The organism is Pseudomonas sp. Marseille-Q5117 (assembly GCF_946901175.1).
In the GTDB taxonomy this organism is placed as follows: domain Bacteria; phylum Pseudomonadota; class Gammaproteobacteria; order Pseudomonadales; family Pseudomonadaceae; genus Aquipseudomonas; species Aquipseudomonas iranensis.
In genome coordinates this window covers 128,333-149,365 of record NZ_CAMPPP010000004.1, presented here as the reverse complement: position 1 = coordinate 149,365, position 21,033 = coordinate 128,333, and the positions used below count along the sequence as shown (strand labels likewise).

Annotated in this window: 22 protein-coding genes and 1 pseudogene; 14 read left to right on the top strand and 9 right to left on the bottom strand. The window is 59.7% G+C overall.

The window, feature by feature from the left end; genetic code table 11:
- Positions 1-630 precede the first annotated feature (630 nt).
- Together OC605_RS28145 and OC605_RS28140 are read left to right on the top strand one after the other, a co-directional pair.
- A pseudogene (locus OC605_RS28145) lies at positions 631-1,404 on the top strand (PAS domain-containing protein); the annotation flags it as partial.
- Positions 1,405-1,410: 6 nt separating this feature from the next.
- Positions 1,411-1,950 carry a methyl-accepting chemotaxis protein gene (locus OC605_RS28140; protein WP_223259141.1) on the top strand — a complete coding sequence of 180 codons (540 nt, stop codon included), beginning with the start codon at positions 1,411-1,413 and terminating at the stop codon, positions 1,948-1,950.
- 65 nt (positions 1,951-2,015) lie between these two features.
- Here OC605_RS28140 and OC605_RS09145 read toward each other — a convergent pair whose 3' ends face one another.
- Both OC605_RS09145 and OC605_RS09140 read right to left on the bottom strand, forming a co-directional pair.
- Positions 2,016-2,444 (bottom strand): hypothetical protein, encoded by a 429-nt coding sequence (locus OC605_RS09145; RefSeq protein WP_186567679.1) that lies wholly within the window; start codon positions 2,442-2,444, stop codon positions 2,016-2,018.
- Between the two features lie 299 nt (positions 2,445-2,743).
- On the bottom strand, positions 2,744-3,181 hold the full coding sequence (locus tag OC605_RS09140) for a PACE efflux transporter (protein WP_262136729.1): 438 nt from the start codon (positions 3,179-3,181) through the stop codon (positions 2,744-2,746).
- 122 nt (positions 3,182-3,303) lie between these two features.
- Here OC605_RS09140 and OC605_RS09135 point away from each other — a divergent pair, with 122 nt between their 5' ends.
- Positions 3,304-4,176 carry a LysR family transcriptional regulator gene (locus OC605_RS09135; RefSeq protein WP_262136728.1) on the top strand — a complete coding sequence of 291 codons (873 nt, stop codon included), beginning with the start codon at positions 3,304-3,306 and terminating at the stop codon, positions 4,174-4,176.
- Positions 4,177-4,315: 139 nt separating this feature from the next.
- Here the strand turns inward: OC605_RS09135 and OC605_RS09130 are convergent, their stop codons facing one another.
- Positions 4,316-5,347: a LacI family DNA-binding transcriptional regulator gene (locus OC605_RS09130; protein ID WP_186567682.1), complete on the bottom strand. Its 1,032-nt coding sequence runs from the start codon at positions 5,345-5,347 to the stop codon at positions 4,316-4,318.
- A gap of 216 nt (positions 5,348-5,563) precedes the next feature.
- Between OC605_RS09130 and OC605_RS09125 the strand changes: the two genes are divergently transcribed.
- Positions 5,564-6,097 carry a gluconokinase gene (locus OC605_RS09125; RefSeq protein WP_016773550.1) on the top strand — a complete coding sequence of 178 codons (534 nt, stop codon included), beginning with the start codon at positions 5,564-5,566 and terminating at the stop codon, positions 6,095-6,097.
- A gap of 82 nt (positions 6,098-6,179) precedes the next feature.
- Positions 6,180-7,532, top strand: coding sequence for a GntP family permease (locus OC605_RS09120; protein ID WP_016773551.1), 1,353 nt, complete (start codon positions 6,180-6,182; stop codon positions 7,530-7,532).
- Between the two features lie 186 nt (positions 7,533-7,718).
- Here the strand turns inward: OC605_RS09120 and alaC are convergent, their stop codons facing one another.
- The gene (gene alaC / locus OC605_RS09115; RefSeq protein WP_016773552.1) at positions 7,719-8,927 is read right to left on the bottom strand and encodes an alanine transaminase; all 1,209 of its coding nucleotides are present in this window, start codon (positions 8,925-8,927) and stop codon (positions 7,719-7,721) included.
- Between the two features lie 138 nt (positions 8,928-9,065).
- On the opposite strand from alaC, the gene OC605_RS09110 reads away from it, so the two are divergent.
- From OC605_RS09110 to OC605_RS09100, 3 genes are all read left to right on the top strand, one after another.
- Positions 9,066-9,728 (top strand): LysE family translocator, encoded by a 663-nt coding sequence (locus tag OC605_RS09110; protein ID WP_016773553.1) that lies wholly within the window; start codon positions 9,066-9,068, stop codon positions 9,726-9,728.
- Positions 9,729-9,797: 69 nt separating this feature from the next.
- Positions 9,798-10,283, top strand: coding sequence for a GyrI-like domain-containing protein (locus tag OC605_RS09105; protein WP_186567683.1), 486 nt, complete (start codon positions 9,798-9,800; stop codon positions 10,281-10,283).
- 88 nt (positions 10,284-10,371) lie between these two features.
- Positions 10,372-10,860 carry a GNAT family N-acetyltransferase gene (locus OC605_RS09100; RefSeq protein ID WP_024014042.1) on the top strand — a complete coding sequence of 163 codons (489 nt, stop codon included), beginning with the start codon at positions 10,372-10,374 and terminating at the stop codon, positions 10,858-10,860.
- Between the two features lie 131 nt (positions 10,861-10,991).
- On the opposite strand, the gene OC605_RS09095 is transcribed toward OC605_RS09100, so the two are convergent.
- A complete protein-coding gene (locus tag OC605_RS09095) occupies positions 10,992-11,597 on the bottom strand; it encodes a pyridoxamine 5'-phosphate oxidase family protein (RefSeq protein ID WP_110602454.1) in 606 nt (201 codons plus the stop codon).
- 18 nt (positions 11,598-11,615) lie between these two features.
- Complete coding sequence (locus OC605_RS09090; RefSeq protein ID WP_262136727.1) at positions 11,616-12,101, bottom strand: GNAT family N-acetyltransferase; 486 nt, start codon at positions 12,099-12,101, stop codon at positions 11,616-11,618.
- Positions 12,102-12,243: 142 nt separating this feature from the next.
- On the opposite strand from OC605_RS09090, the gene OC605_RS09085 reads away from it, so the two are divergent.
- From OC605_RS09085 to OC605_RS09075, 3 genes are read left to right on the top strand one after another with little or no spacing between them, the layout of a single operon-like run.
- Positions 12,244-12,669 carry a YybH family protein gene (locus tag OC605_RS09085; RefSeq protein WP_262136726.1) on the top strand — a complete coding sequence of 142 codons (426 nt, stop codon included), beginning with the start codon at positions 12,244-12,246 and terminating at the stop codon, positions 12,667-12,669.
- A gap of 40 nt (positions 12,670-12,709) precedes the next feature.
- Positions 12,710-13,054 carry a YciI family protein gene (locus OC605_RS09080; RefSeq protein ID WP_110646584.1) on the top strand — a complete coding sequence of 115 codons (345 nt, stop codon included), beginning with the start codon at positions 12,710-12,712 and terminating at the stop codon, positions 13,052-13,054.
- Positions 13,047-14,282, top strand: a complete 1,236-nt coding sequence (locus OC605_RS09075) for an RNA polymerase sigma factor (RefSeq protein WP_262136725.1) — start codon at positions 13,047-13,049, stop codon at positions 14,280-14,282. Before OC605_RS09080 ends, OC605_RS09075 begins: the two co-directional genes overlap by 8 nt.
- Positions 14,283-14,514: 232 nt before the next feature.
- Here OC605_RS09075 and OC605_RS09070 read toward each other — a convergent pair whose 3' ends face one another.
- Entirely contained in the window at positions 14,515-15,369 is an 855-nt protein-coding gene (locus tag OC605_RS09070) for a LysR family transcriptional regulator (RefSeq protein ID WP_262136724.1), read from the bottom strand.
- An 89-nt stretch (positions 15,370-15,458) separates the two neighbouring features.
- Between OC605_RS09070 and OC605_RS09065 the strand changes: the two genes are divergently transcribed.
- Positions 15,459-15,896: a multidrug/biocide efflux PACE transporter gene (locus OC605_RS09065; RefSeq protein ID WP_016773561.1), complete on the top strand. Its 438-nt coding sequence runs from the start codon at positions 15,459-15,461 to the stop codon at positions 15,894-15,896.
- A gap of 119 nt (positions 15,897-16,015) precedes the next feature.
- On the opposite strand, the gene OC605_RS09060 is transcribed toward OC605_RS09065, so the two are convergent.
- Complete coding sequence (locus OC605_RS09060; RefSeq protein WP_076563899.1) at positions 16,016-16,774, bottom strand: SDR family NAD(P)-dependent oxidoreductase; 759 nt, start codon at positions 16,772-16,774, stop codon at positions 16,016-16,018.
- Positions 16,775-16,895: 121 nt separating this feature from the next.
- Between OC605_RS09060 and OC605_RS09055 the strand changes: the two genes are divergently transcribed.
- Positions 16,896-17,792: a LysR family transcriptional regulator gene (locus OC605_RS09055; protein WP_024014036.1), complete on the top strand. Its 897-nt coding sequence runs from the start codon at positions 16,896-16,898 to the stop codon at positions 17,790-17,792.
- A 137-nt stretch (positions 17,793-17,929) separates the two neighbouring features.
- Here the strand turns inward: OC605_RS09055 and OC605_RS09050 are convergent, their stop codons facing one another.
- Entirely contained in the window at positions 17,930-18,952 is a 1,023-nt protein-coding gene (locus OC605_RS09050) for a transporter (protein ID WP_262136723.1), read from the bottom strand.
- A 276-nt stretch (positions 18,953-19,228) separates the two neighbouring features.
- On the opposite strand from OC605_RS09050, the gene OC605_RS09045 reads away from it, so the two are divergent.
- Entirely contained in the window at positions 19,229-20,851 is a 1,623-nt protein-coding gene (locus OC605_RS09045; RefSeq protein ID WP_262136722.1) for a methyl-accepting chemotaxis protein, read from the top strand.
- Positions 20,852-21,033: the final 182 nt, after the last annotated feature.

Below are 21,033 nucleotides of genomic sequence, written 5' to 3'. Positions count from 1 at the left end.
GTACCGATCATGTCCAAAGGTATGGATTCAAAGAAAGCCGCGAAGAAGAAACCGGCCAAGACCGCGATTGAAAAACGTGCCGAGAAGAAAGCCAAGAAGGTCGACATCTTCGGCCATTAAGCAATCTCTACGGGAGCCCGTTTCGCGGGCTTCCGCTGCGCTGGCGAAAACGCCCGTTTTCACCACACTGTTTCCCGCGCTGAACCGTTTCTTGTGCAAAAAATGCCAGATACTGGCCGACTAGTGGCCTTGCGCCCGGCGTCGGGATGGCTATGCTTTGCAAGTAACTAACCATGTCGACCGTCATCCCAACAGGGCGGCGGTGCCAGGTTGGACCGTGATTCATGCTGCCAGAGTGCGCAATCCAAGGCACCGACACTGAACCAACAAGGAGCGTCATCTAAATGGAAGTTCTTCTACGCGTTAGGGCTGGCCCGCTTGCGGGCTATCAAGAAAAGGATGTCTTGATCAGAGCGTCGCTGCAGGGACCCTCCGATTGATCATCATTTATCACCTGACAACTTCCTCCCGTGGAGGAAGGCGTGTGCCTGTTCTGTGGAACGTAGTGATGGATCTTGCAAGACCTGAACTTTCATCAAATCAAAAGAACGCGCGGAAGGTGATACAACCATGTTCAACCTACATCACAAGGCTGACCTGCGGGAAATCGAGCGTTTCAGCTGTGCGCTGACCGAGGCCAACGCGAAAATAGAGGCCATCAGCCGCTCGATGGCGATGATCGAGTTTACCCCGGACGGCATCGTTCTCGACGCCAACGAGAACTTCTGCAAGACCATGGGCTACAGCGCCGAAGAAGTGCGCGGCAAACACCATCGGATCTTTTGTGAAGAAAGCTTCTACCGCAGCGAGGACTACGCGAAGTTGTGGCGCGACCTGGCCCGTGGTGAACCGCTCAGCGGCACTTTTCTGCGCCTGAACAAGAGCGGCCGGGAGATCTGGCTTGAAGCCAGTTACATGCCGGTGTTCGGGCCCGACAAACAGGTCAGAAGTGTGATCAAGGTCGCGGCGGACATCACCGCGCGCATCAACAAAGAACATGAAGAAGAAGCCATGCTGGCGGCGATCGGCCGTTCCATGGCGGTGATCGAGTTCACCCCCGAAGGCAATGTCATCCGCGCCAACGACAACTTCCTGCAAACCATGCAGTACGCGCATCCTGAAATTGTCGGCCAGCACCACAGCCTGTTCTGTCACCGCGCCGAAGCGGAGTCCGCCCAATACAAAGCGTTCTGGGCTTCGCTCAATCGCGGCGAATATCACTCGCACCGTTTCGAGCGCAAGAACAAGTCTGGGCAGATGGTTTACCTGGAAGCCTCGTACAACCCGCTGTTCGACGCCAAGGGCCGCCTGTACAAAGTGGTCAAGTTCGCCAGCGACATCACCCGGCAGATGACCACCCTGCAAAACGCTGCGGAATCCGCCCACAGCACCTCGGTACAAAACGACGCCTGCGCGCAGAAAGGCTCCCAGGTGGTGCAGCAAACCGTGCAGATCATCCAGGACATTTCCCGCGACTTGAACGAAGCCGCGGTGAGCATCGATGCGGTCAGCAAACAGTCGGACATCATCGGCACCATCGTCCAGACCATTCGCGGCATTGCCGACCAGACCAACCTGCTGGCGCTCAACGCAGCGATCGAAGCGGCGCGCGCCGGTGAGCATGGGCGAGGTTTTGCCGTGGTCGCCGATGAAGTGCGCAGCCTCGCCGCGCGGACCAGTCAGGCCACTCTGGAAATCGTCGATGTGGTGCGCAAGAACCATGACCTGTCGCTGAGCGCGGTATCGAGCATGCAGTCAAGCCTGAGCCGGACAGGGCTGGGCGTGGAACTGGCGAACGAGGCGGGCGAGGTGATCCTCGAGATTCAGCAGGGCTCGCGGCATGTGGTGGATGCGATCAGTCAGTTCAATGAAACCCTGCAATTGAACTGACGAACCCTACAACTGCCCCGACTGCAGGGTGGGGCAGTTTCACGCGGCTTGCTCGAGGCTTTCGTTTATTTTCTTAAATTAAAGTTGCCGCGGACCTGAGCAGTTTTTGTCCCATCTGGTGATGCCGCGGTGTACTCGAAACTGCCTTTTACAGTTTGGTTAGCGACGTCGACTTCATCGATGGTGATCTTTCCGCCAGGCGACAGTGCAGTCCAGGAACTTTTCTCCCATACCTTGGGAATGTAGTTGCCACCATTTGGCCGTGATTCGAAAATATAAGTAGTACCGGCCTCAATTGCGGCATTGATATAGATATCCGCTCCGTGGGAGGTCACGTCGTTGCGTACATTTCCAGCGATATACAGGCTATCGGAGTCCAACGACAACACACGTCGTGTGATGGACAGGCTTTCCTCTCCTTGAGCTTCCTCATTGGCAAATATAGCGATGTGCCCTATGGCCGTCGTGGCTTTGTTTTGCAGATCTTTAGACATGATTTCCTTCCTTGCTGGTGAGTGACAAAGAGCCAGCCATGCTGTCGCATGACCCGTTCCATGGTTCTTCAAGCAAAGCTCAGCGTCTACTGTCAGAAATTACAGGTTCGGTATCGTTTCCGACAAACGGTCTAAGGACGTTTGCCCTCAAATGCCGTTCAGCAGGTGTTTATCGCGAACTGCATTAGCGATGCGCCATATTCGCCCACGCCAGTTCCGCATGAGCAGGCCGAATCAGCAATGGTCAACATCACGATCAACAGGTTGCTGGCACGTCACGCTAGTAGCGCGACGTACCGTTATGCTGTTGCCGAGTCCGGCAGCGCCGAGTTCGGCAAACCGAAGAACCGGTCAAACAGCCAGTTGAACACGAACGTGTAGCACGGGATGAAAATGATCAGCGCCAGATCCAGCAGGAACGCCTGCACCAGACTGATGTTCATCCACCACGCGATCAGCGGAATCAGAAACACGATCAGCGTCAGTTGAAAGCCGACCGCATGGGCGATGCGCCGTTTCACGGTGCGGGTGCGCGAGACCTGGCGGCTTTCCCAGCGTTCGAACAGCGAGGTGTAGATGATATTCCAGGTCACCGCGATGCTGGTGATGATCACCGCGAGCGGCCCGGTGCTGCCCGGCGACGTGCCCGAGAGCAACGCCAGGCCGAGGGCCGAGAAGGTCATCCCAATCACTTCGTAGAGCGACACGTAGACCAGTTTGCGTTTCACGCCTTGCATGCAGATTTGCCTCTTTCTTGCCGAATGTTGGCCAGCAGGGCTGGCGAAGGCGGCGAAAGATAGCTTCAATAGACCTGACAGAAAAAGTCGGAAGCTTTCAGTTTTATTGATAGGTGAGGCATTTGAATTTCAGCAGCGACAGCATCGAATTGTTTCTCGCGGTGATCGAACGCGGCTCGTTCTCCGCTGCCGCGCGGCAGTTGGGCAAGGTGCCCTCCGCGGTGAGCATGGGCATTGCCAATCTTGAAGCGGAACTCGGTTACCCGTTGTTCGACCGCAGTCATCGCGAGCCGCAACCCACGGCGATGGCGCAGTCGTTGGTGCCGCACGCGCGGCTGATCGCCGAGCAGCTCAAGCAACTGCAAGTGCACGCGGTGGAGCTGTCGTTGGGACTGGAAAGCAGATTGTCGGTCGGCGTGGTCGCGGACATCGATCGACGGCGCTTGCTGGCAGCGATCAAGGTGATTGCCGAGCGGCATCCGTTGCTCGACATCGAAGTGCTGACTGCGCCGCAGGATGATGTGCTGGCGATGTTGCACACTGGCAGGGTCAGCGTGTGCCTGGCGTTCGCCGGTTTGAGCGTGAATGCGCTGGAGCGGTTTCAGTTCGTCGGCAGCGAACGCATGATCGCCACGCTGGCGGCGGACAGCCCGTTGTTGCAGGGGCGGGATGTGTTTCTCGAAGATCTGGTGCAAGTGCGGCAGATCATCGTCGCCAGCCGCGACTTGCCGATCAGCGAGACGCGGCCATTGGTGGCTGAATCCTACTGGCGTACGGACAATCTTGAGACGGCTATGGAGATGGTCGAAGCGGGATTGGGTTGGGGGAATTTTCCGCTGTCGGTGGTGCAGCCGTGGCTGGAGGCGGGACGCTTGAAGCGGCTGAATTTTCGCAACATCGAAAATGGCCTGGTGCTGCCTGTGCACGCGGTGTGGCTCAAGAGCCAGCCATTGCAGAAGGGTGCGCAGGCGTTGGTTGACCTGCTCAGCCATTGAATTTGGTAGAGATCCCCTGTGGGAGCGAGCCTGCTCGCGAAGGCATTGTGTCGGCTGCATCAATGCTGACTGACCGACCGCTTTCGCGAGCAGGCTCGCTCCCACAAGGGTTGTGTTTCAACTCAGCATTTGTGAGGGATCAGGTACTCTCGCGCACCTTCAGCTCAAACCCCATATCCTCCACCGGCCGCGCCACTTTGTTGCCCGCCATCAACGTGAGCATCTGCTCTGCCGCGCGCCGGCCGATCGCCTCACGGGGGGTGTTGATGCTGCTCAGGCGCGGCACCATGTGTTCGGACATCGGCAAATCGTTGAAACCGAGGATCGCCACCTGCTCGGGAATCTTGATGCCGTTACGCAAGGCTTCAAGCAGCGCACCCTGGGCCAGGTCATCGTTGCCAAAGAAGATCGCATCGACATCCGGATGCGTCGCCAGCAACTGCAAAAACAACTCGCCACCCAAGCCCACAGACGAAGCACGCGGTGTCAGCACTTCCAGATCCGGGTCGTAGCGGCCCGCCTTATGCAACGCCTTGCGGAAGCCCTCACCGCGCAACAACGTGCGCTGGTCCAGCTGCGCACCAATGTAAGCCAGACGTTTACGCCCGCGAGACAGAAGGTGTTCGGCGGCAGTTTCCCCCGCGCTCAACTGCGAGAAACCCACGCAATTGACTCCTGCAGCACTGTCCAGCTCCATCATGTACACGCAGGGAATGTTGCTGGCCTCGATCATCCGCCGCGAACTTTCCGTGCGATCAAAACCGGTCAACAGAAAGCCGCGCGGCTGATAAGCCATGTAGTTGCGCAGCAGATTTTCTTCTTCATCGCGCGAGTAGTGGAAGTTGCCGATCAGCACTTCGAAGCCCTTGGGCGTCAGCACCCGATGAATGGCTTCCAGGGTGTCGATGAACAGCAGGTTGGACAGCGACGGCACGAGTACCACTACCGAATGGCTCTGCGCCGAGGCCAGTGCGCGGGCGGCGGGGTTGACCACGTAGTTGAGTTCGAGCGCGGCTTTCTGCACTTTTTCCACCAGTTCGGTGGCTACCGTGCTCACCCCGCGCAAGGCGCGCGAGGCAGTGATCGGGCTGACGCCGGCCAGGCGGGCTACTTCGTTGAGGGTCGGACGGCCGGTGGTGCGGGTATTTTTATCGTTCTTGGGGGAGGTCATCGGGCGGCTTGCCAAACAAAAATCAAGGCACTAAGGTAGCGCTGTCCTGATGCAGCTGCAAATGCGTGAGCGCGGTCCTGCCTGATCTGTGCTTTTTGGCGTCGGGAACAAACCTGCTGCAACCCAAAAAAACGACAAGAAGGCGTCGGCAACTTCTGCCTGTGCACTAGAGTCATAGCTAGCAAAGGTAGCGCTGTCTGCGCGCTGAGGTGTTATATGAGTCATCCCATCACCGCCCTGGTCATCATGGGCGTTGCCGGTTGCGGCAAGACGTGCGTCAGCCAGGCCCTGTGCCAATTGAGCGGCGCCACTGCCATTGAAGGCGATACTTTTCATCCGGCCGCGAACATCGAAAAGATGAGCGCGGGGATCCCCCTGAACGACGAAGACCGCGCCGGCTGGCTCGACAGCCTGTGCGATGAACTGCGTCGCGTCGATGCCCAAGGCCAACGCCCGGTGTTGACCTGCTCCGCCCTTAAACACAGCTATCGCGAACGTCTGCGCAGTGCCTTGCCGGGCCTCGGTTTCGTGTTTCTTGAATTGACTCCGGAAGTCGCCGCCGAGCGTGTATCGCACCGCCCGGGCCACTTCATGCCGGCAACGTTGATCGAAAGCCAGTTCGCCACCCTCGAATCGCCCAAGGGCGAGCCGCTGACTCTGCCGCTCAATGCCTCGATTCACAGCGTCGAAGAGCTGGCCCTGCAGGCTCACGTCTGGTGGCAGGCCAACGGTCTGAAACAGGCGGTATGAGAATGTTGAAAAAGACAGCGCTGTCCTTCCGACTTCTGTTCAACCCGCTTTAATAACAACAACAATCCAGGAGACACCCCCCATGTTTGGCATGTCCCACGAGACGTTCCTGCTGCTCGATGCGGTGGTCACGGTAATCGGCCTGATTATCCTGATCACCAAATTCAAGATTCACCCGTTCATTGCCCTGACCATCGCCGCCGCTTTCCTCGGCCTGACTTCAGGCATGCCGATCAACACCATCATCAAGGCGTTCCAGGACGGCTTCGGTGGCGTGCTCGGTTTCGTCGGCATCATCCTCGCCCTGGGCACCATGCTCGGCAAAATGATGGCCGAATCCGGCGGCGCCGATCAGATCGCCCAGACCCTGATCCGCGCCTTCGGCAAGGACAAAGTCCAATGGGCAATGATGTTCGCCGCGTTTCTGGTGGGCATCCCGCTGTTCTTCGAAATCGGCTTCGTGCTGCTGATTCCGCTGGTGTTCATCGTTGCGCGTCGCACTGGCGTATCGATCATCAAAATCGGTATCCCGCTGCTCGCCGGCCTCTCTGCCGTGCACGGTCTGGTGCCGCCGCACCCGGGTCCGCTGCTGGCCATCGGCGTGTTCGGCGCTGACATCGGCAAGACCATTCTCTACGGTCTGATCGTCGCACTGCCGACCGCTATCATTGCCGGTCCGATCTTCGGTACTTTCATCGCCAAGCACATCCCGGGTCACCCGAATCAGGAGCTGGTCGATCAACTGGCCCGTGAAAACGATTCGGCCAACCTGCCAAGCTTCAGCATTACTCTGGTCACCGTGCTGCTGCCGGTGTTCCTGATGCTGCTGAAAACCTTCGCGGACGTGGCACTGCCGGATGGCAACTTCTTCCGCATCTGGATGGACATGATCGGCCACCCGATCTCCGCACTGCTGCTGGCGTTGCTGCTGTCGCTGTACACCTTTGGCTACAAGCAGGGCATCGGTTCCAACCAGATGCTCAAGTGGCTCGACGCAAGCCTGGCGCCTACCGCTGCGATCATTCTGATCATCGGTGCCGGCGGTGGCTTCAAGCAGATGCTGGTGACCAGCGGCGTGGGTGACGTGATCGGCCACATGGCGGTCAGCGCGCAGATCTCGCCGATCCTGCTGGCCTGGCTGGTGGCGGCGGTGATCCGTATTGCAACCGGTTCGGCGACCGTGGCGACCATCACTGGCGCTGGCATTGTGGTGCCGGTTGTCGGCATGATTCCGGGCGTCAACCGTGAGCTGCTGGTGCTGGCCACCGGCGCCGGTTCGCTGATTCTGTCCCACGTCAACGACGCCGGTTTCTGGCTGGTCAAGCAGTACTTCAACATGACCGTGGCCGAAACCTTCAAGACCTGGACCGCGATGGAAACCATCCTCTCGGTGGTCGGCCTGGGCTTTATCCTGCTGCTGTCGCTGTTCGTATAAGCGGCAGTTTGCAGGCACAAAAAAACCGCAGTGATGCGGTTTTTTTGTGGGCGTGGACTTCCTGCTTGATCGTTCCCACGCTCCGCGTGGGAATGCCTCAATGGACGCTCTGCGTCCGCTTTGAGACGCAGAGCGTCTCTGGCTGCATTCCCACGCAGAGCGTGGGAACGATCAGAGGCGTGTCAGTTATTTGGTAACCAAGCCATCCGCGCGGAACATCCCGCGAATGCCGCGTACAGCCTGACGAATACGGTCCTGGTTTTCGATCAGCGCGAAGCGCACGTGGTCATCACCGTACTCACCAAAGCCAACCCCGGGCGAGACGCAAACCTTGGCCTCGGCCAGCAATTTCTTGGCGAACTCCAGCGAACCCAGATGCGCATACGCCTGGGGAATCTTCGCCCAGACGTACATCGACGCTTTCGGATTCTCGACCATCCAGCCCAGCTCATGCAGGCCCTTGACCAGCACGTTGCGACGCTGACGATACTGCTCGGCGATGTCGCGCACGCATTGCTGATCGCCTTCCAGCGCGGCAATCGCCGCCACTTGCAGCGGGGTGAAAGTGCCGTAGTCGTGGTAGCTCTTGATCCGCGCCAGGGCGCTGACCAATTCCGGGTTGCCGACCATGAAACCGATGCGCCAGCCGGCCATGTTGTAGCTCTTGGACAGGGTAAAAAACTCCACCGCAATGTCCTTGGCCCCCGGCACCTGCATGATCGACGGGGCTTTCCAGCCGTCGTAGACGATGTCGGCATAAGCCAGGTCGTGGATGACCAACACGTCGTATTGCTTGGCGAGGGCGATCACCCGCTCGAAGAAATCCAGCTCCACGCACTGCGCGGTCGGATTGGACGGGAAACCGAGGATCATCATTTTCGGCTTGGGGATCGAGCCGCGAATGGCCCGCTCCAGCTCATCGAAGAAATCCACCCCCGGCACCAGCGGCACCGAACGCACCTGAGCGCCGGCAATCACTGCGCCGTAGATGTGAATCGGATAGCTCGGGTTCGGCACCAGTACGGTGTCGCCCTGGTCAAGGGTCGCCAGCATCAAATGCGCCAGGCCTTCCTTGGAACCGATGGTGACAATGGCTTCGCTTTCCGGGTCGATATCGACTTCGTAGCGCTGCTTGTACCAGTTGGAAATTGCCCGGCGCAGGCGCGGAATGCCTTTGGACGTCGAGTAACCGTGGGTGTCCTCACGTTGGGCGACCTGCACCAGTTTTTCGACAATGTGCGGCGGCGTGGCGCCGTCGGGATTGCCCATGCTCAGGTCGATGATGTCTTCACCACGGCGGCGAGCGGCCATTTTCAGCTCGGCGGTGATGTTGAACACGTAAGGGGGGAGTCGATCTATGCGCGCAAAGCGGCGCGGCGAACCTTGTTCGGCCATTGTTGCCTCGGATAACGTAAGCGCCCGGAACCGTCCGAGCGACGCTGGTCACTGCGGTGACCTGTGGCGGAAGATAAGGGCAGTGATGGCATACTGTCCAGCGCGGTTGTAAACATTTTATTCAAGGAAAATCGGTCAATGGAATTCACCAGCGGCTTCTTGCTGAGCCTTTCGCTGTGCCTGGATATCGGCGTAGCCAACATCGCGATGATCACCCTGGCCATGCAGCGCGGCTACTTTCAAGGCTTCGCCCTGGGCCTGGGCACCTGTGTCGGCGACCTGATCTACGCGGTGCTGGCACTGGCCGGCATGACCGTCCTGCTGCAATACGAAACCGTGCGCTGGGTCCTGTGGATTGGCGGTTCGGCGCTGCTGATCTACTTCGCGGCGAAGATGATTTATTCGGCAATTCACCACGAAGCGCTGTTGGCGGAAACGGCGGAAGTGGGGCAGAACTCCCATCGCAAGGAATTCTTTCGCGGCATCTTTCTCGCCATGTCATCGCCGAGTGCGATTCTCTGGTTTGCTGCTGTCGGCGGTACGTTGATCGCCCGGTCCGGTGGCGGTGGTCCGTTGAGTTCGGCGCTGTTTCTCGGTGGTTTTCTCTGCGCCGGGCTGCTGTGGTCGGCCGGTCTGTGCTTCGCTGCGAGCCACGGCGGCAAGCTGCTGGGCGACAAGCTACTGCGCTACTCCTATCTGGCATCGGCGGCGATCTTCTGTTATTTCGCAGTGTACGTGATCGTTTCTGGCTACAACGAGTTTGTCGGCTCGGGCGCCGTCGAGCAGTTGCACTCGCTGTAAACGTGCGAAACGGGTCGGGCTTTCTATACTCCCAGCCGAATCCACTTTTCCGTTCTGAGGAGTCGCGTCATGGATGAACAACAACGCGTCGAGATAACCGAGCCTCGCTTCGAACACGGGCAGTTCTTGCTGATTGCAGGTTTCGGTGGGCGATTCACTCAGCAAACCACCGAAGACATTCCCGCGTTGTGGGAAAAACTGATCCCGCACTTGGGAAAAATCCCCGCGCAAGTCAACGAAATAACCTACGGCGTTTGCTGCAATGCGGATGGCGAGGGCGGTTTCGAATACATCGCCGGGGTGCAGATCGACAAGCTCGACGACCTGCCGGAAAAGTACCGCTGGGTTGAAATCCAGCCGCAGAAATATGCCGTGTTCGAGCACAAGGGGTCACTGGCGCAACTCCCTGACACCTTCCAGTACATCTGGAACACTTGGCTGCCGCAGTCCGGCCACGAAGCGGCGGACGCCCCGGAATTCGAGCGCTACAGCGAGGATTACAACCCGAAACTCAATACCGGCACGCTGGAAATCTGGCTGCCGATCAGGGCCTGAGCGGCGTACTAATCGAGGCGGAGCATGTCCGCCTCGGTGGTTGTGCTTTATGCTGGCGGGCCTTGTTTCCACAGATTTTTGAGCTGCCATGAACACCGTGATCCGCAACGTCAGCGCCGCCGACCTCGACCGCTGCTACGCCATCGAAACCGTCGCCTACGAAGGCGACGAAGCCGCCACCCGTGAAAAGATCGCCACGCGCATCGCCACCTGGCCGGACGGCTTCATCGTCGCCGAGGTGGACGGCGTGGTCGCCGGTTTCATCAATTCCGGCGCGGCGTTCGACGTGCAGATGTCCGACGAAGCCTTCAAGGAACTGATCGGCCACGACCCGAAAGGCCCGAACGTGGTGATCATGTCGGTGGTCGTGCACCCGGATTACCAAGGGCAGGGCCTGGCCAAGCGCCTGCTCGCCGAATTCATCGAGCGCATGCGCGCCATGGACAAAGCGACGATTCACCTGATGTGCAAAGAGCAGCACATTGCGCTGTATGCCGGCTTCGGCTTTGCCTACATCAAACCGTCCGAGTCCGACCACGGCGGCATGGCGTGGCACGAGATGATCCTCACTCTCTAAGCCTCAATCAAAATTGTGGGAGCGAGCCTGCTCGCGAAAGCGGTATTTCAGCCAAGCAAGTGTCGACTGACACGACGCCTTCGCGAGCAGGCTCGCTCCCACAGGGTTTTGAGGTGTCTGTAGTAGCGCGGTTAGTAAAGGCTTTCGCGCACCCGTTTCGGCGCTTCCCGATCGTAGGTGTCGGCGTCGAACTGGCCGTCATTCAGGCGCTTGTGAAATGCGCCGGCAGATGGCAAGGCCGAGCGCGGCAGGTGCGTTTCGGGATTCCACGCATCCGAGCGGACAAAGGCTTTCGAGCAGTGAAAAAACGCCGCGTCCACCGTCACCAGCAACACAGTTTTCGCCGGTTTGCCATTCACCGCGAAACTCTCCAGCAACGCCGGTTCATCGCTGATCAGGGCCGTGCCATTGACCCGCAATGTTTCGCCGATCCCGGGAATGATGAACAGCAGCGACACCCGCGAATCGTGCAGCACATTGCGCAAGGTATCGATGCGGTTGTTGCCCGGGCGATCCGGCAGGGCCAACGTGTTTTGATCAATGATCCGAACAAACCCCGGCGCATCACCGCGCGGCGAGTTATCGAGGCCATCGGTCCCCACCGAGCTGACGATCACTAGCGGCGACAGGCGCACCATCGCCTGATAATCCTCGTTGAGAAAGCCGATCTGCTTGCGCACGGCGCGTTCGTGGGGCCGGCCGTAAATGGCTTCCAATGCTTCTATCGAATCGATCATCGTTTATCCCTCTACGATTTAAAAAAACAGCCCCATCCGCCGCTCGTACCCAATCCGGCCCTTGTACGCTTCGCCGCTGTCGACGTAGCCATGCCTGGCATACAGCGCAATTGCCGCCTCGTTATCAGCGTCCACCGACAATTCCAGCCCCTTGATCTCCGGCCACGCCTCGCGGGCGACAGCGGGCAGCGCTTGCAGGCACGCCTTGCCGTAACCCTTGCCCTGCGCGCGCCGATCGACCTGCAGAGCATGCAACGTGGCGCTGTGTTCATCGGCCCAGTCGGGCAACACCGGCGGGCGCTTGAGCAGCAGAAACGCCACAGGCACTTCGTCCGCCAGCAGGGCAAAACCTTTCACGCCGGGGCCGGGTTTCGACAGCAGGGTGTGCAGGGCACCGTGGATGTCGCCGGAGAATTTGATCTGCTCGGGGTGAATTTCAATCGACTCGACTTGCTCACGCTGCAAAGGGCTGAGGCTGTCGTAAGGCACGAGTTGGGCTGACACGGGAATTTCCTTTTTCCTACAAGGATTGAAGCTCGGATTCTAGCGACATTGTTGTCGGCGAAATTTTTTTGTTTGCCCTGTCGATCTGCACAAAGGGCAAACGACTAAGGGTGTCTTCACAACAAAAACCACGGAGAACACCATGAGCGCACAAAGCGAAATCCAGAGCCTGATCAACACCTATCGCGAAGCAGTAATGGCCAAGGACGTCGAAAAAGTCATGGCCCTGTACGCCGACGACATCGTCTCGTTCGATGCGATCAAGGCCCTGCAATTCAAAGGCAAAGCGGCGTACCGCGCGCACTGGGTCGAGTGCATGGAAATGTGCCCCGGCCCGCACATCTTCGAGTTCCACGAAATCGCCATCGAAAGCGCCGACAACATCGCTTTCGCCCACTGGGTGGCCAATTGCGGCGGCACCAACGACAAGGGCGAAACCCAGAGTTGCTGGATGCGTGTGACCGCCTGTTATCGGCAGGTCGGCGGGGCGTGGAAGATTGCCCATGAGCACTGGTCGGCACCGTTCGATCCGATGAGCGGCTCGACGCTGTTCGATGTAACCCCCTGATCTTCAGCCATAGTTGATCCGTTCGAATCAGGAGATCGCCATGAAATACCTATGCCTGGTCTACAGCGATGAACGCTTGCTGCACACCTCGCCTGACAGCCCGGAGGACGCTGAATGCTGGGCCTACGCCGAGTCGGTGCAGGGCAGCGGGCGGATGATCGCTGCCGAAGCGCTGGAATCGGTGGAGACCGCCACCACGGTACGCATGCGCAACGGCAAGGTGTCGATCACCGACGGGCCTTTCGCTGAAACCAAGGAGCAACTGGCCGGTTTTTACCTGATCGATGCCAAGGATCTCAACGAAGCGATTCAGGTGGCCGGCAACATTCCGGCAGCGCGGGTCGGCAGCGTTGAAGTGCGCCCGGTGCGGCAGTTGAATGTCTGACGTCAGGGCGCGGGTCGAGCAGGTCTACCGCGAGGACTCGCGGCGGATTCTGGCCACGCTGATCCGCCTGCTCGGTGATTTCGACCTCGCCGAAGAAGCCTTGCACGAGGCGTTCTTCGTCGCGGTCGAGCGCTGGCAGCGCGATGGCGTGCCGGACAACCCGCGCACCTGGCTGGTCTCCACCGGACGTTTCAAAGCCATCGATGTGCTGCGCCGGCGCGCGCGGTTCAAGGCGTCGCAACCGTTGCTGCTGGCACAACTCGATGAGCTGGAACAGGCTGACTGGAGTGGCGAAGACGTGGAAGACGATCGCTTGCGGCTGATCTTCACCTGCTGCCACCCGGCGCTGGCGGCAGATGCGCAAGTGCCGCTGACCTTGCGCGAAGTCTGCGACCTCACCACCGAGGAAATCGCCCGCGCTTTTCTCTCGGCGCCGGCGGCGATTGCCCAGCGCATCGTCCGCGCCAAGGCGAAGATCCGCGACGCGAAAATCCCTTATCAAGTGCCCACGCTGAACGAATTACCCGAGCGCCTCGACAGCGTGTTGCGGGTGATTTATCTGGTGTTCAACGAAGGCTATTCGGCCTCGGTCGGTGCCGAGCTGACCCGCGAGGATCTGACGCGCGAAGCGATTCGGCTGGGGCGCTTGTTGATGGAGTTGCTGCCGGAGCCGGAAGTCATGGGTCTGCTGGCGCTGATGCTGCTGCATGAATCACGTCGACCGGCGCGCACTTCGCCCAGCGGTGAACTGGTGTTGCTCGACGATCAGGATCGCTCGTTGTGGCACGCCGGGCTGATGGCCGAGGGCTGCGCGCTGGTCGAGCGCGCGCTGAGTACGCGGCGCTTCGGGCCATATTGCCTGCAAGCGGCGATTGCAGCGGTGCATGCGGAAGCGCCGTCGGCGGCGCAAACGGACTGGGAGCAGATTGTCGGTCTGTATGACGTATTGCTGCGCGCGGTGCCGTCGCCGGTGATCGAGCTGAACCGCGCGGTGGCGGTGGCCAAACGGGATGGAGCGTTGGCCGGGTTGTTGTTGGTTGAAGGGATTCTGGCGCGTGGCGAGTTGCAGGATTACCACTTGGTCCATTCGGCGCGGGCGGAGTTTTGCCGGCAGTTGGGTCGGGTGGAGCAGGCGCGCGCGGCGTATCAGCGGGCGCTGGAGCTGACGCGGCAGGAGCCGGAGCGGCGGTTTATTCGAGCACGTATCATGGCGCTCGAAATGCTCTGACCTTGGCGCTCTGGCTAGTGTGGGCAGCCTGTGGATTGCCCTCACCCTAACCCTCTCCCAAAGGGAGAGGGGACTGATTGGGGGATATTGGAGGGATTCACCGACTTGAACGAATTGTCTTGAATCCATAATCGATAAGGTTTTTCAGGTCGATGCATAACGCCAGACACCTCGGTCGGCCCCCTCTCCCACCGGGAGAGGGCTGGGGTGAGGGGCTTTTGATTTCAAGCGCTTATTCGAGCATCTTGCTGAGCAACCAGCTCCCCGCCGGCCCCGGCGGATACAAGCGCGACCACAACGCATCGACAAACACCGGTTTCGGCCAGCCGCGCACATTCAGCTCAATCAGCAAATCATTGGCATAACGCTGCACCAGCCACCTCGGCAGTGGTGCCCAGCCAAAACCCTTTTCCGCCATTTCCAGCAGCATCAGATAACTCGGCGCCGACCACACCCGGCCTTTGCCGCGACTGTCGTAGGGATTGACGATGGTCGCCAGCCGCAATTCGCGATGTTGCTCGAGAATCTGCTGATCGACATGCTCAAGCTTGGCCAACGGATGCTCACGGCTGACGAACAATGCAATCTCCGTGCGCTCGGCCACAGTGGAGGTCACAAGATCCGGCGGGTAGTTATCCTGCATTTCCGCGAAGGCCAGATGCGCCCGGCCGCGCTGGACCAGTTCGATCAGGTCTTCGCATTCGGCAATCAGGCATTCCAGCTCAAGCTCCGGATAACGCTGCTCGAAATCCACCAGCGCCGCCTCGAAACGATAGGACTGATAAGTGTCGGAAATCGCCACGGTCAGTTTCGGTTCCACACCTTGGGCCAATTGCCGCGCGCTCATCTCCAAGCGACTGGTGGCGGCCAGAATCGCCTCGGCTTTTTGCAGCATGACGTGGCCGGCGGGGGTGAGCGTGGGCTTGCGGCTGCTGCGGTCGAATAGCTGCAAATCCAGATCAATCTCCAGACTGGCGACCGCCGCGCTGATGGTCGACTGACTGCGCCCCAGTTTGCGCGCCGCTGCGGAAAATGAGCCTTGCGTCGCTGCCTGCACAAATGCCAACAGTACTTCCTGCGAAGCCATGAACTATCGCCTTGATCGATGGTTATTGGTTATGAAGTATCGGTATTCAGTCGGATCATGGCAACCATCGTCAAACAAGGAGTCAGGCCATGACTGCCCACAAGTCCATTACCGAACGTGTTTTCCAGGCGGTTGGTTTCGAGTTTCTTGCGATCCTGATCTGCACGCCGCTGCTCGCCTGGATCATGCAAAAGCCGCTGCTCGACATGGGCGCGGTGACCGTGTTGATCGCGCTGTTGGCGCTGGCGTGGAACGTGGTGTTCAACCGTTTTTTCGACCGTGCTCTGGCGCGGATGAATCTGCCGCACAACGCCTGGGTCCGTGTAGTGCATGCGCTGTTGTTCGAAGGTGGACTGATCGTGATGGGCGTGCCGCTGATAGCCTGGTGGCTGTCGGTCAGCCTGTGGCAGGCGTTGTTGCTCGACATTGGCGTGCTGCTGTTCTTCCTGCCGTACACCTATGTCTACCACTGGGGTTATGACGTCCTGCGCGAGCGCTTCATGGCCCGCCGCGCATATGAAAGCTGAGATAAACCTGTGGCGAGGGGATTTATCCCCGTTGGGCTGCGGAGCAGACCCGATTTTGGGGCCGCTCCGCAGCCCAGCGGGGATAAATCCCCTCGCCACGAAAAGTCTGTTGGTTGAGTTCAGAGAAACATGCCGCCAGATGCCTCGACCCGCTGACCGTTGATCCACTGTCCACCCTCCGACAGCAGCAGCGCCAGTGCACCGCCAATATCATCCGGCAGCCCTACACGACCCAGCGCAGTATTGCTGGCGACCATCGCGTTGACCGCGCTGTTGTCGCGCACCGTGCCACCGCCAAAATCGGTTTCAATCGCACCCGGCGCCAGAACGTTCACGCCAATCTGCCGCGCCCCCAGCTCTTTCGCCTGATAACGCGTCAGCACTTCCATAGCACCTTTCATCGCCGCATAAGCGCCGTAACCCGGCAGGCTGAAGCGGGTCAGGCCGCTGGAAATATTAACGATGCGCCCACCGTCATTGATCAGCGGCAGCAATTGCTGAGTCAGGAAAAACGGCCCTTTCAACTGCACGTTCATCAGCAGATCGAACTGCTCCGGGGTGGTTTCGCTGAACAGCGCATGCACGCCGACCCCGGCGTTGTTGATCAGGAAATCAAAGCGCTGACGCTCAAAGGTTTGCCCCAATACCTGTTCAACCTGCGCGGCAAACGCGGCGAAGTTTTCGCTGTGGCCGACGTCCAGTTGCAGCATCGCCGCTTTCGCGCCGAGCGCCTGCAATTCAGTGACCAGCGCTTGGGCCTCGTCGGCGCGGCTGTTGTAGGTGCCGATAATGTCAATGCCTTGCGCGGCGAGGTGCAGGGCGGCGCTGCGGCCGAGGCCACGACTGGCGCCAGTGATCAGTGCGATTTTGCGGTTCATGCTGACTTCCTCGATTGCATTGATTGGGGATGGAAGAAGTTTATTTATTCGCCCTGAGGTGATAAACACGGCAAAAGCGGAATCACTGATCGGCTCAGCCGAACAATCACCGGGGCTTGTCATGAACAAACTGGAACTGCTGCGCACCTTCGTCCGGGTCAGCGAACTGTCGAGTTTCACCCTCGCCGGTGAAAGCCTCGGCCTGCCGCGCTCCACGGTCTCCGAACAGGTGCAGGCGCTCGAAGCCTTGCTCGGCACGCGGCTGTTGCAGCGCACTACGCGCAAGGTGCAGGCCACTCAGGATGGACTGGTGCTGTACGAGCGCAGCAAAGATCTGCTCTCGCACATGGACGAGATCGAAGGGCTGTTCCGTCAGGACGAGGCTTCGCTGACCGGGCGCATCCGCGTCGATATGCCGAACATCCTCGCGCGACGCTTGATCATGCCGCGCCTGCCGGAATTCATGGATCGCCACCCGAATCTGCAGATGGAAATCAGCAGTACCGACCGGCGCGTCGATCTGCTCAGCGAGGGTTTCGACTGCGTATTGCGCATCGGCGCGCAGCCGGATCAGTCGGTGGTCGCCCGGCATCTCGGCGACTTCCCGATGGTCAATTGCGCCAGCCCGGCTTACCTGCAACGTTACGGCGTGCCGCAGACCATCGAGGATCTGGCGCAGCATCGGCTGGTGCATTACGTCGGCGTACTGGGCTCGCGTTCGGAGGGGTTCGTCTATGAGGAAAACGGCGAGGTGCGGCGCGTGGCGATGGCCGGCAGTGTCACGGTCAACAGCACCGATGCCTATGAAGCGGCGTGCCTGGGCGGCTTCGGCCTGACGCAGGTACCGCGCACCGGCATGCAGCCGCATCTGGAGAATGGCGAACTGGTGACCGTACTGCCACAACACACCGCACCGCCGATGGCGATTTCGTTGTTGTACGCGCGGCAACGGCATTTGCCGCTGCGGGTGCGGGTGTTTATGGATTGGCTCGGCGATGTCGTACGTTCAACGCTCTGACATTGAGCACATTGCCCCTGTGGGAGCGAGCCTGCTCGCGAAAGCGCCATGTCATTCAACATTGATTTATCTGACACACCGACTTCGCGATCAGGCTCGCTCCCACATTTGCCCTACGGTGGCATTGCGTTTTGCGCTCAGTAATCCCCACGCTTGCGAAACGCCCAGCGCCCGGCAATCACGGTGAACGTGGCCACCAACGCGACCAGCACCCAAAATCCGTGCGGGTCTTGGGACAGCGGCACACCGCCGACATTCATCCCAAAAAAACCGGCAATGATGTTGATCGGCAAGGCCAGGACCGTCACCACCGTCAGGGTGAACAGCGTGCGGTTGCTCTGTTCGTTGAGGTTGGCGGCGATTTCTTCCTGCAACAGTTTGATCCGTTCGCCGAGGGCGGTGAGGTCGTTGATGATCAGCGCAAACTCCTCGGTGGATTTGCGCAACTCCTTGACGTCCTCCTTCTGCAACCACGGCGGCGGACGATTGAGCAAGCGCAGCAGCGAACCCGGCTCCAGCGCCAACAGCCGTTGCAAACGCACCAGCACGCGACGGTTGGCGCCAAGTTCGGCGCGGTTGGTCGACAGGCGCGAGGAGAGCAGTTCGTCTTCGACCTGATCGACACTCAGGCTGGTCTTGCGCACGATCTGTGTCAGCACTTCGCCCTGATCGCGCAGCAGATGCACGAGCAATTCCGAGGGCGAGCGAAAGCACTCGCCGGCTTTCACCGACGAGCGCAACTTGTCCACCGAGTGCAGCGGTTGCAGGCGTGCGCTGACGATCAGTTTGCTGCGCACGCAAACCCACAGCGTCGACACGTCGGACGAGAACATGCTGCTGAGGTTGAACACCACATCGTTGACCACCGCCAGCAGCGCCGAATCGACATGCTCGATGCGCGTCGAACGCGAACCTTCGTGCAGCGCTTCGAAAAACTCCTCGGGCAATTGCAGATGACTTTTCATCCAGCGCTCGCACGCGGCATGGGCCAGGTTCAGGTGCAGCCAGAGAAATTCTTCGCTGTCACCGTCGTCCTGCAAACAGCGCAAAGCCGTCGCCGAATCGATCTCGCGCCCGCGCTCACCGGGCAGGAAGCGAAAGCCGTAGAGCAAGCCAAACAGGTCCGGGGCGCGATGGCTGATATCGAGGCTGTGGTTCATGGCGGCTCGCTGCGAGGAGGGTGTCTGGTGGGGAATTTTCAGGTTCACCTGAGCGGCATCATCGCAAGCCGATATGACCGTTTTGTGACAGTAAAGTGACTGCAAATCAACGCGTTACCGACTGTCGGAAGATTTTCAAGAAGCGCTCTGGCGCGCCGATCTCGGTTGAGTTAGGTTGCGCGCCATCGGCCCTTGGCCATGGTACGTCGACAGGGAAGTCCGGCCATTTTTCACGTCCGCTCGGGCGTGCCTCATCCCTGCTTCGAGTACCTTGCAATGTTGCAAAAATCCCTGAGAACGCAAATTCTCGCCCTGCTGAGCGGCAGTCTGCTGGCGATATTGTTGATCGCGCTGGCCTGCTTTCATTTCCTCTCCAACGGCGTGCAAAGCTATAGCCAGTTGATCGCCGGCCCGTTGCACACTTCGCAACTGATCGATGAAGCCAACCTGCAATTCAAAGTGCAGGTGCAGGAATGGAAAAACGTTCTGCTGCGCGGCAAGCAACCGGCGGATCTGGCGAAATACTGGAGCCAGTTCGAAGAGCGCCAGCGCGACGTGCAGAACATTCTCGGTGAACTGGCCGGCCAGAAAGGCATCGATGCCAATCTCAAATCCCGCATCGAACGTTTGCGCGAGGAGCATCGCCAGTTGGGCGCGGCCTACCAGAAAGGCCGCGATGCCTACGTCGCTGCCGGTGGTGATCCGAGCGCCGGCGACGCAGCGGTCAAAGGCGTTGATCGCGCCACCAGCGAGCAGATGAGCGCACTGGTCGCCGAACTGCGGGAGCAGGGCACCGCGCAATCGGCGTTGATCAGCGCCAGCGCTGAGCGCACCGTGTGGCTGGGGCTGTTGGTGATGCTCGCGTCAGGCTTGTTGATCGGTCTGCTGAGCCTGTGGCTGGTCAGCCGCAACCTGATCGAGCCGATCCGCAACCTCATCGATTACGTCACCCGCTTGAGCCGTGGCCAGTTGGCCGAACGCGTAGTCAGCGAGCGTCGCGATGAACTGGGCAACCTCGCCGCCGCAGCGAACACTCTGCGCGATTTTCTGGCGGACACCTTCACTCGCTTGCAACGCAGCGCCGGTGATCTGGACAGCGCCAGCGGCGAGTTGAACGCCATTGCCACGACCATGGCCGGCGGCACCAGCGAGCAATTCAACCGCACTGATCAAGTGGCCACGGCGATGAATGAAATGTCCGCCACGGCCCAGGAAGTCGCCCGTCACGCCGCCGATGCCGCGCGTGCTGCCGACGATGCCGATCAGTCGGCGCAGCAGGGTGAAAAGGTCATGCAAACCACCATTCACTCGATCACGCAGATGCGCGGCGAAATCGCCAACACCGCCACGGTGATCCGTCGCCTGGAAACCGACAGCGGTCGTATCGGCAAGGTGCTGGAAGTGATTCGTGGCATCGCCGAACAGACCAACCTGCTGGCGCTCAACGCAGCCATCGAAGCGGCGCGGGCGGGTGAGGCCGGGCGTGGTTTTGCCGTGGTCGCCGATGAGGTGCGCAACCTCGCTCAGCGCACGGCGGAGTCGATCATCGAGATCAACCAGATCATTCAGAACGTGCAGACCGGCGCTGTCGATGCCGCGCAGGCTATCGAGAGCGGCCAGGCGCGCAGTGATGAAAGTGTCGAGCAAGTGACCCAGGCCGGCGCGATGCTGGAGCGCATCACCTTGGCGGTTGAGGCGATTCGCGACATGAACCGGCAGATCGCCACGGCGGCAGAAGAGCAGACTTCAGTGGCCGAGGATATCTCGCGCAACCTGACTGAAATCACCGCGATTGCCAGCACCAACCTGGACAACGTGCAGCGCACCGAGAGTGCCAGTCAGAACCTGCATGGATTGTCGGGACAGTTGAATGAGGTGACGGCGCGGTTGAGTGCTTGATTGGTTTGGGTCGTGGTATGTCAGTGTTTTCGGTGTGATGGCTTGGCCCTCACCCTAGCCCTCTCCCACGGGAGAGGGGACTGACCGTGTTGATTGTTAGAGATACGTCGACCGGAAATGTCGAGGTGAACTCTGGTCTTGAAAAGCCCCCGATCTGCTCCCTTTCCCCCTCGCCCCCCTTG